The organism is Collinsella sp. TF09-1AT, assembly GCF_003436895.1.
Classification (GTDB): domain Bacteria; phylum Actinomycetota; class Coriobacteriia; order Coriobacteriales; family Coriobacteriaceae; genus Collinsella.
The window spans coordinates 135,290-147,215 of the sequence record NZ_QSRC01000007.1; the positions used below are offsets into that span (position 1 = coordinate 135,290).

Annotated in this window: 8 protein-coding genes; 7 read left to right on the top strand and 1 reads right to left on the bottom strand. The window is 61.3% G+C overall.

The genetic code is table 11. From position 1 onward, the window contains the following. Positions 1 to 134: 134 nt before the first annotated feature. The 7 genes from DXC90_RS07655 to glmM all read left to right on the top strand — a co-directional run bounded on the left by DXC90_RS07655 (position 135) and on the right by glmM (position 9,736). Entirely contained in the window at positions 135 to 869 is a 735-nt protein-coding gene (locus DXC90_RS07655) for a response regulator transcription factor (protein WP_117735456.1), read from the top strand. After that, positions 866 to 2,653, top strand: coding sequence for a HAMP domain-containing sensor histidine kinase (locus tag DXC90_RS07660; RefSeq protein WP_233502248.1), 1,788 nt, complete (start codon positions 866 to 868; stop codon positions 2,651 to 2,653). The genes DXC90_RS07655 and DXC90_RS07660 overlap by 4 nt, the downstream gene beginning before the upstream one ends. A 182-nt stretch (positions 2,654 to 2,835) precedes the next feature. Continuing rightward, entirely contained in the window at positions 2,836 to 3,741 is a 906-nt protein-coding gene (locus tag DXC90_RS07665; protein ID WP_233502249.1) for a TVP38/TMEM64 family protein, read from the top strand. Positions 3,742 to 4,125: 384 nt separating this feature from the next. Further along, on the top strand, positions 4,126 to 4,398 hold the full coding sequence (locus tag DXC90_RS07670) for a hypothetical protein (protein ID WP_199406651.1): 273 nt from the start codon (positions 4,126 to 4,128) through the stop codon (positions 4,396 to 4,398). Between the two features lie 438 nt (positions 4,399 to 4,836). Continuing rightward, positions 4,837 to 5,859 (top strand): DMT family transporter, encoded by a 1,023-nt coding sequence (locus DXC90_RS07675; protein WP_195404620.1) that lies wholly within the window; start codon positions 4,837 to 4,839, stop codon positions 5,857 to 5,859. 149 nt (positions 5,860 to 6,008) lie between these two features. Then, the gene (locus DXC90_RS07680; protein WP_117735457.1) at positions 6,009 to 8,321 is read left to right on the top strand and encodes a DUF4012 domain-containing protein; all 2,313 of its coding nucleotides are present in this window, start codon (positions 6,009 to 6,011) and stop codon (positions 8,319 to 8,321) included. An 83-nt stretch (positions 8,322 to 8,404) separates the two neighbouring features. After that, a complete protein-coding gene (glmM, locus tag DXC90_RS07685) occupies positions 8,405 to 9,736 on the top strand; it encodes a phosphoglucosamine mutase (RefSeq protein WP_117735458.1) in 1,332 nt (443 codons plus the stop codon). Positions 9,737 to 10,235: 499 nt separating this feature from the next. Here the strand turns inward: glmM and DXC90_RS07690 are convergent, their stop codons facing one another. After that, positions 10,236 to 11,810, bottom strand: coding sequence for a carboxypeptidase M32 (locus DXC90_RS07690; RefSeq protein WP_117735459.1), 1,575 nt, complete (start codon positions 11,808 to 11,810; stop codon positions 10,236 to 10,238). Positions 11,811 to 11,926 lie beyond the last annotated feature (116 nt).

Sequence of the window (11,926 nt, forward strand, 5' to 3'; positions counted from 1 at the left end):
CGTTTGCGGTCAAATTATCGACAAAGCGTAGACAGATTTGTGGCAAGGTTTCAGGGAAGTATGTGCTGGCTTCGCCGTCTTGCGCACGATTGCACGAGGCGTGTGCCGTTGTTTGAGTAGTATGGGGGCCGACAATGAACATGCTGGTCGTAGATGATGAGGCTGATATCGCAAATATGCTCGCGGAGTTTTTCCGCATGGAGGGTTACGAGGTTTCGGTTGCCCATGACGGGCCGTCGGCCCTGGCGGCGGCTTCTTCTGGCCCCACCCCCGATATCATGCTGCTCGATGTAAACATGCCGGGGATGGACGGCTTCGAGGTCTGCCGCCGCGTGCGGAAGCATGTGAGCTGCCCGATCATCTTTCTAACGGCGCGCGTTGAGGATATGGACCAGCTTGATGGTTTTGCGGCGGGTGCCGACGACTACGTGCTCAAGCCTTTTTCTCTCGAGGTCCTGGGTCGTCGCGTGGCGGCGCACATGGCGCGCGAGGGAAGGACTCGCGATCGGCAAAGCGACGGCGCCGTCCGCTTTTTTGGCGAGATGACCATCGATTACGCTCAACGCATCGTTGAGGTTCACGGTGCGGGTGGTAATCGGGATTCGTCCGCCGGGGGCGATTCGAACGCGGTGACCGTCGACTTGACCAAGCTCGAGTTCGACATCATCGCCCTGTTGAGCAAGCGCCCTGGCCAGGTGTTTGACCGCGATGTGATTTACGAGCGCGTGTGGGGATGGGACGCCGCGGGTGACCCGTCGCAGGTGCGCGAGCACATTCGCCGCATTCGCAACAAGTTTATGTCGGCGGGGATCGCGGACGACCCGATCGCAACGGTATGGGGCGTGGGCTACAAGTGGGTGGCAAAGTGACAGGTTTTGGTAAGGGCCCACGTGGGCGCCATGCGCCTCACGAAGACGGCCGAGTTGTCGCTTGCGAGGACGGTTGTCGGGACAATGGCGGTTCTGTCCGCAGGCGCGACCGCCGCGCAGCTCGCCGCGCCGAGCGACGCGCGGCCCGCGAGCTTGAGCGCGAACAGCTGAAACGTCTGCCGCGAAAAGAGCGCCTGCGTACCTGGTGGAGCCTGCGGCCGTTGGGCGTGATCTTCACGGCGTATCTGGTCGCCTATCTTGTTGTCGCCACGGTGCTTGCGCTGAGCGCCATTGAGGTACTCGCGGCTTGGAATAATGGATATTACGAACTCGAGGTGACGCTCGACAACGGTTTGACCGAGCACGGCGTGATCGATTCGGGCCCATACATCTACGACCCCACCTCTCAGCAGCTGCTTCCCGCATCCGAGCTCAACTTGCCAGGCGATGGGCCGTACGCGGTCTTCATTGCGACGGGCGATTGGGGGACCGGTAGCGATTACGTGCCGGAGGGCGGGCGCACCATCAGCACGCTGTACGCGACCGTCGACATGGTTCGTAGCGGCCAGGTGCAGCTCTACGACTGGGGGCTCAATTACAACGAGGGCTATCCGCAGGAGGAGATTCTCGAGGTGAACAGCACGATTCCAGCGGAGAACCTCGCCCGCTATGACGCGTTGAGCCGCGCGGGCCGCGCGCAGAGCGTGGAGCTGTTTGAAAACATGACGGGAGCCGATCTTGAGGAGACGTTTGGCGAAGGGCTCGTCTCGAACACTGCCTATTATGCGGCTTCACCGCCTCCCGATGGTCCGATGCCTTGGGTCCTCACGCTTGCGACGGGGCTTGTGCCCGTTTTGGCGTACGGCGGCCTGGGTTGGCTCACGTTCAAGCACTTCTACCGCGTTCACATCGCCGGGCCCTTGGGGGAGCTGGCGAGCGCCGCGGGGCGCATCGCCGGTCAGGATTTGGATTTCTCGATCGAGCGCGTGCGGGGCAAAGAACTTGGTCGCCTGTCCGAGACGCTGGAGAATATGAGGGCGTCGCTGCTCGATGCCCAGCGCGAGCTGTGGCGCACCGCCGAAGGGCGGCGTCAGCTCAATGCGGCGTTTGCGCACGACCTCCGAACGCCGATCACGGTGCTCAAGGGGACGGTCGAGATGGCGCAGATGCGCCTGCGTCGCGGCGATGAGCTCGATGTTGGTTCGTTGGATGCCCTGTCGGCCCAGGTGGTGCGTTTGGAGCGGTACGCAACGGAGATGGGAGGGCTGAGCAAGCTCGAAGATCGACCTGTAGACCGCAAGCCGCTGACGCCGCGGTCCCTTGTGGATGAGCTCGAGTCGCATGCGAACGAGGTTGTTGCGGCGCGCGGGGAAGGGCTCGCGTTGAGGGTTGCAATCGACGAGGGTGAAGATGGCGCCCGCGCCGACATGACCCACATCGATCTACCCCTGGTCGAAGAGGTTCTCGACAACCTCTTGAGCAATGCGTGCGGCCATGCGAAGGGCGTCATCGAGGTTGAGATTTCTGTTCGCGAGGGCAGGTTGGCTCTGAGCGTTGCCGATGATGGTCCGGGCTTTACGCCCGAAGCCCTGCGGCGCGGGTGCGATCCGTTCTTTAGCGAGAACAAATCTGCCGAGCATTTTGGGCTGGGCTTGAATGTGTCGAGCATTTTGTGCGGTTTACACGGGGGAGCGCTTGAGTTAGGGAATGGTTCGACCGGCGGGGCACGTGTGACGGCGACGTTTAGCACGGGCGGCGATGGGGACGAAACGGGGGAGTTGTGACGAGGGCGCGCGCTGCGCGGGCGTCGCTGGGCTCATCGAGCCGTCGGCGAACCAGTTACCTGCTATTACCTTAAGAATGGCTTACCTTAACGTAAGGCTTACTGAATTGTCATTGCTGGTAGACAAAACATAGACACCAAGTTGCGAAACTGTCCTTGTCAGGTACACAAGGAGGTAACGCGATGATGAGGATGCAGCCCGAAGCCGAAGGGTATTCCGGTCAGGTTTCTTGCGGGGGCGCCGCTCGCCGTCTTGACGTAAGCGCCTTGAGCGAGCTTCGCAATCGAGTCGCGGGCGCTCATGACGCGCTGGACGACGCCTCTTCTGCCGGCGCGCGGACCGCAAACGCCCCCTCATTCGCGACCGCTGCGGCAATGTCGGCCGAGGCCGTCGCAGAGGACGATGGTCTCGATGCCCGCCGTCGAATCCTGCGCCGTCGCGTGCTTTTGGCGCTTGCAGCCTCGGTCGCGATCCTCGCGACTGCATGCTGGGAATACCTTCCGGGGATCTTGGCATGGCTTGCAGACCCTCAGGCGGTTCGGTCGTTCGTCGCCGACCACAGCGTGATAAGTCGTCTCGTCATGCTTGGAATCAACGTCACTCAGATCTTCTTGGCCTTTTTGCCCGGCGAGCCTGTGGAGCTGGCGAGTGGTTACGCGTTTGGCTTCTGGGAGGGGACGGCGCTGTGTCTCGTCGCCTCGGGGCTGGCGACGTCGGCGATTTATTGGGCGACGCGTCGATGGGGCTGGAGCCTGGTTGGCCTCTTCTTCGACCGCAGCCTTCTCGACCGGTTTTCGTGGCTCAATAATGCGAAGCGACTCGAGCTGGTCATGCTGGTGATTTTCTTGATCCCGGGAACCCCGAAGGACTTCTTGACGTATTTCGCCGGCCTCACCAAGATGCGCTTCGCCCTCGTGGTGCTCATCGCAACGTTTGGGCGCATTCCCTCCATTGTGACTTCGACGGCCGCGGCATCCGCTGCGGGCAGCGGAAACTGGCTGGTGGTTGGTGTCGTCGTTGTCGTGTCACTGCTGTGCGTGGCGTTGGGCGGCTTGCTGTATCGTCGCCTGCGTGCCAAGGCGAGCTGAGGCGGCCGGCGAGGATGTACGGCGGCTGATGGGCCTTTTGCGGCTACATCGGACCGCCGGTCGCCACAGCAATCCAAAACCTCCCCAACATGTGCATTCTGAAATCGAAATCTTGCGGAAACGCGAGCAAAATGCACTGCTGGGGGAGGTTTCGAGGGTTTACGCGCTTGCGACTCCGCTATACGCTCCGATTGATGAAGAAATCGGCCATGGAGCAGAGCAGGTCAGCGGCGTTGTGCGAAATGACGCCGTTCTCGGCGAGCGCACGGCTGGTGTCTTGCGCCTCTTGCGCGAGCTTGAGTGCGAGATCACGACACGCGTCGATGCCCCCGCCGATCTCGATGAGCTCGACGGCGCGCGCGAGGTCCGTGGGATCGTTCGTTTTTGCTTCGAGCAGCCCCCAAGGGCCGCGGCCTCAGGTTCGACCGGCTGGCCTCGGCGGACCTGTCGCTGGCGATGTCGCACGTGAACTCCGAGCCCCGCGGCGCGCTCGGCTTCGCGACGCCCGCCCGCGCCTTCCGGGCGATGCTCGGCGCCGACGCGGAGGCGCTGCTGGATGCGTACGGCGTGGAGGACGTGCCCGTCGGCGAGCTCGACCTGACGCCGGGGCTCATCGCGCGGGCGCGCGCGGAAAGGGGCGATGCCCCGCTGTCCTAGCCTAAGGGAAAACGGAATAGACTGACCGACCGTTCGGCTGAGTCTGGGAAGAGGCGCCGGGCGGCGGGCGGAGCATGGCCACCGGACCCATCGAAACACATCTCCACCGTTCCTTCAACTGGGAAAACGGCGCCCCCGGGCCCCAGGAGGGGCCACGGGGGCGTTCGGCTAGGTGCGGGAACGGCCTATTTGCTCAATGTGTTCGGCTGAGATCGGAAATCAACCCTTGCATTGTGGAATTCGGGGGCTTTGTCATATCCATTTCAAAAGAGCCTGCTGCCGCGATTTGACTGTCGCATAATGCAAGGCCATTGCGGTACCGAGCTATGGAAAGACGCCTGCGGAATTGTCCTACCGATAAGCGGACAAGCCTCCGGCTGGTGCCTTCGCCGTGGTAAGGTAAGCCGAATTGTTTCCAGGCTGTTTCGGGGGAGTGGAATGAGCAAAGAGTGCGTCGAGCAGGTCGAAGGCGCAGGAGCTTCGGTGCCGATGACCGATATATCGAACATTGATGTGCCCGAGGGCACCGACGAGCTCAGCCGCAACACCCGCCGTGCATGGCGCGACCGCCTGAACAGCGCTTCGACGCGCAAGTTGATCATGGGCGTCTTGGCTACGCTGGTGGGCGGTTCGTTTTGGGGCTTCTCGGGCACCAGCGCGAGCTTTCTGTTCGATACCTACCACGTCGATACCTTGTGGCTTATGAGCGTGCGTCAGATTCTCGCCGGTCTACTCTTTATGGCCGTGGTTGTTACGCGCGACCGCGAGCGCCTGATTAAGCTCTGGACCACAGCCGCCGATCGCAAGCAGCTGCTGCTCTTTACCGCCTTTGGCCTGCTGTTCAATCAGTTTTGCTATCTTTCGGCCGTGCGTCTGACGAACGCCGGAACCGCGACGGTGCTCCAGTGCCTGCAGCTCGTTATCATCATGGGCTACACCTGCGTGACCGATCGCCGCATGCCGCGTACTCGCGAAGTCATCGGCATCGGTCTGGCTCTGGGTGGCACCTTTTTAATCGCCACCGGTGGCGACCCCACCAGCCTGAATATCTCGCCGCTCGGCCTGATCGCGGGTCTCATGTGTGCGGTCAGCGCTACATGCATGGCGGTGATTCCCGCCAAGATCCTGCCCGAATACGGCAGCCCCATCGTCACGGGCTCGGCAATGCTCACGGCGGGCGTGGTCTCGTGTGTCTTCGTGCAGCCTTGGGCGCATATGCCGGCGCTCGACGCTGCCGGCGTCGAGGCGCTCGCGGTGTTCGTGGTTATCGGCTCGTTTTTTGCTTACATGCTCTATATGCAGGGCGTTAAGGACATCGGCTCGGTACGTGCGAGCCTCATCGGAACTGTGGAGCCGGTTTCGGCGACCATCACCAGCGCCGTTATGCTGGGCACGGTGTTTTTGCCGACCGACCTTATCGGCTTTGCCATGATCATCGTGATGATGTTCCTCACGGTGTAGCTGGCGCCGCCGCCAAGACAGAAAAGGTGTTGTGCCACATTTTCGCCAATTGATGTCCGTGTCTGGAGTTTAGCTGTCGATGCCCAAAATGCCATAAACTAGCAACGTTATGGACTTTTTCATTGCGACTCAATTGCGAGGATTTCTTTATGGCTGGTAATCACTTTAAGGGCAGCGATAGCGGCCGTCCTGCAGTTCCGCCGCGTCCGAACGGGGCTGGTAAGGCCGGCACGCCGGGCGGCGCTGGACAGGGCGGTTCTGGTAAGCGCGTGTCCCCGGGCGAGACGGCGATGTTTACCGCTCTGTACGAGCAGTCTCAAAAGGCAAAAAAGACCGGCCGTGCAAGAGGGAATGTCTTTGCGGGCGGTGCAACCTCCACGTCGCAGCCGAGCGGGGCTCCTTCGGCACCTGCGAACAACGCAGGTGCTGTCAACGCCGCGAATACCGACGGCAACGTTAATGCCGGCAGGGCCGCCAACAATACTCCCTCTTCCGGTGGCGTGGGGCTTACGGGTAACCTTGGCACGATTTACACCGGCGCCTCCGAGACTGGCACGTTCGCCCGCCTGGATGATAGCGGTGTCGAGTTTGCGGGCTCGGGTTCCAAGGAAGATTATTACGATTTTGGCTTGAACTACGGTGGCGACGCTTCGTCGAGTTCGACCTCTGACGGTCTGGTCCGTCATCGCCATCGCAAGGGCGAGCGCAAAAAGCGTCACACTGGCGCCATTATTGCCTCTGTAGTCGCGGTGCTTCTCGTTGCGCTTGGCGCAAGCGGCTTTATGCTGCTTAACTCGGCAAAGACCGTAAAGAGCGAAGCGAAGGAGGCTGTCGAGATCGTCGGTGGCCTTAAGGACAAGGTCACGTCGGGCGATTTTTCGACGCTGCCTGACGACGCGAAGAAGATCGATGAGCTCTGCGACAGCATGAAGGCGGAGACCTCGAGCCCGCTGTGGACGGCGGCTTCGTTTATCCCGGTGTATGGCAGCGATATCAATGCGGCCCGCACCATGATCGACGCCCTGTCCGATGTCTCGAGCAACGCGCTGGTTCCCATGGCCGATAACCTTTCGCAGGCCACGCCCGGCAAGCTGTTCCAGGATGGGACCATCAACGTGTCCGCACTGCAGGCGGTCGCCGATTCGCTCTCCGATAGCTCGAAGGTGTTCAAGAGCGTCAACGAGAAGATCCAGGGCATTGGCGATACTCATATTTCCCAGGTGACCGAGTTGGTCGATAAGGCCAAGGACGGCTTTGCCACCCTCAACGGCGCGGTTGACGCGGCGGAGAAGGTCGCCCCCGTCCTTCCCCAGATGCTCGGCGCCAACGGCCAGACGCGCAACTACCTTGTGTACGCCATGAACAACGTCGAGATTCGTGCCTGCGGCGGCTTTGGCGGTTCGCAAGGTTTGATTTCAGTTACCGATGGCCAGATGTCGATCGGTGACTTTGTTCCCCGCATTGGACTCAGCGAGGATGAGGCAGTCGAGAGCGTCGACGAAGAGGATGAGGCGCTGTTCGGCAACCACAGTAACCTGTACAACTCGGGCAATACCTATTCGCCTGATTGGCCCCGCAACTCGCAACGTGTCGCAGCCCTGTGGAAATCTCAATATGGCCAGGACGTTGACGGTGTCGTGGGTATTGACCCGGTGTTCTTGCAGTACCTGCTGGGCCTTGTCGGTAATGTCTCGCTGCCCGATGGTACGGTCGTCGACGGTACCAACGCGGCGAAGGTTCTCATGCACGATGTGTATTGGAACTATCCGGTCGAGGAATCGGATGGCATCTTTGCGGCTGTTGCCAGCGCCGCCTTCGACAAGATTCTCGGTGGCATCGGTGATGTCGACGTTACAAAGCTTGTCGGTGCATTCGAGCGCGGTGCCGAAGAGGGCCGCCTGATCGCGTGGATGAAAAACGATGACGAGCAGAACGCTATCAAGGAGATGAACATCGACGCCTCACTGCCCGATCCGGATGATCCGAGTGCCGATCCCGTTGCCGGCGTTTACTTTAACAACCTGAGCTTCTCCAAGCTCGACTGGTATCTGAACGCCGACACGCAGATTGGCCAGGGCGTCAAGAACGGCGACGGCACATGCTCGTATCGCATCACCGTTACCCTGACGAACATCATGACGCAGGAGGAGGCCGGTAAGCTGCCCGACTACGTTGCGGCGAGCGCGCCCGATGCCGCGCGCGACGACGAGCGTCTGCATGTCTCGTTGTTTGCCCCGACGGGCGGCAACATTACTGATCTGACCGTCGAGGGCACCCAGTTTGGTCTTGGTGCCGCTACGTGGCATGGAATCCCCTTCTATTCGGGCACCGTCGACCTGCATGCTGGCGAGACGACAACGATCACGTATACGCTGACCACGTCGGCCGAGGCGGGGGACAAGCCGCTTGCGCTGCGTCAGACTCCTACATGCCAGGCGGCTCGCGACAGCGCGTCGGCGTAGGGTTTTTCTGGTAGCGCAGATAATCGAGTACCATTTTGGGGCGGACAGGCAATCTGTCCGCCCCTATTTTGTAAGGAGAGCGCATGAAGTACTTTGGCACCGATGGCTTTCGCGGTGAGGCCAACGTTGGGCTGACGGTAGAGCACGCTTATAAGATTGGCCGTTTTGTGGGCTGGTATTACGGCGCCAACCGCGAGCGCAAGGCGCGCGTGATCGTGGGCAAGGACACTCGTCGCTCGAGCTATATGTTCGAGGCGGCGCTGGTGAGCGGCCTGGTCGCGAGCGGTGCGGACGCCTATATGCTGCACGTGATCCCCACGCCGGGCGTAGCGCATCAGACCGTGGAAGGCTGCTTCGATTGCGGCATCATGATCAGCGCGAGCCACAACCCGTTTTGCGATAACGGCATTAAGCTCGTCAATAGCGACGGTTTTAAGATGGACGAGGACGTACTGGAGCTCATCGAGGACTACATCGATGGTAAGAGGGAGGTACCGCTGGCCACGGGCAACCACATCGGCGCCACGGTGGACTACATGCAGGGCCGCAACCGCTACATTGCTTCGCTCATCGCCAGCGCGAACTTTTCGTTGCAGGGCGTCAAGATCGGTATCGACTGCGCCAACGGCTCGGCTTCCTCGGTGGCCAAGCCGGTGTTTGACGCGCTCGGTGCCGACGTGCGCGTGATCAACGCCGCGCCCGATGGCTTTAACATCAACGTCGACTGCGGCTCCACGCATATAGAGCGCCTGCAGCGTCATGTGGTGGAGCAGGGCCTGGACGTGGGCTTTGCCTATGACGGCGATGCCGATCGCTGCTTGGCCGTGGACGAGCGCGGTCGCGTGGTAGACGGCGACCAGATCCTGTACGTGTGTGGCGTGTATCTGAACAAGCACGGTCGCCTTTCGGGCGGTACCGTGGTGCCGACGATTGCCAGCAATTTTGGCCTGGTCAAGTCGCTGGAGCTTGCCGGCCTAAGTGCCGTGACCAGCGGCGTGGGCGACCGTCACGTGTATGCCAAGATGCGCGAGGGCGGCTACAGCCTGGGCGGCGAGCAGACGGGCCATACGATCTTTGGCGATATCGAGCGCACGGGCGACGGCATTATGACCTCGCTGCGCGTGATGGAAGTGATTCGTGCCGAGCGCGAGACCCTCTCGCAGCTCACGGCTCCGTGCAAGCTGCTGCCGCAGGCGCAGGTGGCCGTGCACGTGGCGGACAAGGACGCCGCGCTGGGCAACATGGGTGTGCAGGCCGCCATCGCCGAGGCCGAGGCATCGCTGGCGGGCGAGGGACGCGTGCTCGTGCGCAAGAGCGGAACCGAGTCGGTGATTCGCATATTGGCCGAAGCCCCCGACCAGGCATCCGCCGATGCCGCCATGAAGCGCATCGCCAACGCACTCGAGGCTCTATAGGGCGCCTTTTGGGCTGTCTGACAGGGGGTTATAAAATGATGTGGCCAAAAAAGCAAAAATGAGTACTGTCACTAAATAAGTAACAGCAAATTTTGCCTCAAAAGGCCGTTTCGGCATTGCCTGAGCGTTATATCGACAGACATTGCTCCTCATATGTCCAATAAACAGGGTCGCGGATGAGATTAAATCTCATCCGCGACCCTGTTTTAGCCCGAAATAAATGCTATCAACTTGACAACAGTACTCATTTTTGCCTTTTTTGACCACAGCCTCTCCGGGGCAGTCACCCAGCACTTGGGGACGTTCCCTTTCTGCCGGCACTTGGGGACGTTCCTTATCTGCCGGCAGTTTAGGAACGTCCCCAAGTGCCGGGTTGTTGGCTGGCGAAGAGTGTCCCAAACGACTAGTCATTAAAGAGCGTCCCCAATGACTAAGTGAAGGGGGGCGCTGCGAATTGATTCCGCGGCGCTCCCCTTTGCGTTGGCGTGTCGGTTATGCCTTACAGCTGGTACAGCGTGGTGAACTTGTCTTGGAGGTAGCTGCAGTAGTAACGGGCGTCAAAGTCCATGCCACAGGCGCCCTTGATGAGCTCCGGCGCGTCCTTGGCGCGGCCCCACTGCCAAATGTGCTCGCCCAGCCAGGCACGGACGGGCGCCAGATCGCCGCTCGCGCAGGCACCGGTAAGGTCGACGCCGTCGCGGCACATGGCCGGCACAAACATGGCGTCGTAGGCGCTGCCCAGCGCATAGGTGGGGAAGTAGCCAAACGAGCCGCCGCTCCAGTGCGTATCCTGTAGGCAGCCGCGCGTGTCGTCGGGAACGGGAATGCCCAAGTACTCATCCATGAAGCGGTTCCAAAGCGCGGGGATGTCCTTGGCCGTGGCCTCGCCGGCAAACAGCATGCGCTCGATCTCGTAGCGCACCATAATATGCAGCGGATAGGTGAGCTCGTCGGCCTCGGTGCGGACCAGCGACGGCTGCGCGATGTTCACGGCGCGGTAGAGCGTGTCTTCGTCCACGCTGCCATAGACCTCGGGCGCGTGGCGGCGCAGTACCTCGAGCAGCGGCCCCATAAAGGCGCGGCTGCGGCCCACGGTGTTCTCGAAGAATCGGCTTTGGCTCTCGTGGATGCCCATAGAGGTGCCGCCCTCCAGGCACGTGCGCGCATAGGCGGGGTTCATGCCCAGCTCGTACATGGCGTGTCCCGCCTCGTGGATGATGCTGTAGACATTGGAGATACAATCGTCCTCGTAGATGTGCGTCGCGATGCGCGCGTCACCCACGGCAAAACCCTCGCTAAACGGGTGCTCGGTAAAGGCAAGCGTGGTGTCGTCCAGATTCAGGCCGACAAGCTTCATCAGGTCGAAGCTCATGGCACGCTGGGCAGCCTCGGGCACGTGGGCGTGCAAAAAGTCGGCGGCCGGCTGCTGGCCGCGCTCGCCGATGGCGTGCACGAGCGGCACGACCGTGGCCTTGACCTCGTCACAAAACGCATCGAAGCTCTTGGCGGAAAGGCCGCGCTCGTACTGGTCGAGCCAAACGTCGTATGGGTCGCGCTTGGGGTCCATAAGCTCGGCCTGATGCTTGAGCTGGCCCACAATCTTGTCCACATAGGGCTCAAAGCTCGCCCAGTCATTGGCCGTCTTGGCCTTGTGCCACACGGCGTCGGCCTCGCAGGTGAGCCTGGTCCAGGCCTCGGCCTCCTCGGTAGGGACAACGCTCGCTTCGCGCTGGTCGCGGCCGAGCACGCGGATCTCGTCGAGCAGCTGCGGGTCGTCTACATGTCCGCCTGCAACCGTCTCGCGCGCTAACGAGCGTACGAGCTCAACGGATTTCTCGCTGGTCAGCAGCTTGTGATGCTCGCCGGCAAGCGTACCCATGGCGTCGGCACGGGCGGCAGCGCCGTTGGCGGGAGCAATCGTCGCTCCATCGAACTCGGCAATCTTGAGCAGGTACTCGCGAGTCCACAGCTTGCCTTCGAGTTTGCGGAACTTTTTGACGGCCTTGTCGACCTTCATGCCTTTAGGCGTCTTGCCCGCTGCGGGCTTGGCCTTCTTATCGAGTTTCTTTCCCATATCGTATCCTTAATCTCGCAGGCCGAGCGCCGCAGGCGGGTGCACGGCCAGTTTGCACAGCTACCTGCTTTGTACCGGTTGATTTCCGATCTCAGCCGAACACATTGAGCAAATAG

Coding starts and splice junctions, on each gene's coding strand:
- DXC90_RS07655 (WP_117735456.1), top strand. CDS start 135: ATGAACATGCTGGTCGTAGATGATGAGGCTGATATCGCAAATATGCTC.
- DXC90_RS07665 (WP_233502249.1), top strand. CDS start 2,836: ATGATGAGGATGCAGCCCGAAGCCGAAGGGTATTCCGGTCAGGTTTCT.
- DXC90_RS07675 (WP_195404620.1), top strand. CDS start 4,837: ATGAGCAAAGAGTGCGTCGAGCAGGTCGAAGGCGCAGGAGCTTCGGTG.
- DXC90_RS07680 (WP_117735457.1), top strand. CDS start 6,009: ATGGCTGGTAATCACTTTAAGGGCAGCGATAGCGGCCGTCCTGCAGTT.
- glmM (WP_117735458.1), top strand. CDS start 8,405: ATGAAGTACTTTGGCACCGATGGCTTTCGCGGTGAGGCCAACGTTGGG.
- DXC90_RS07690 (WP_117735459.1), bottom strand. CDS start 11,810: ATGGGAAAGAAACTCGATAAGAAGGCCAAGCCCGCAGCGGGCAAGACG.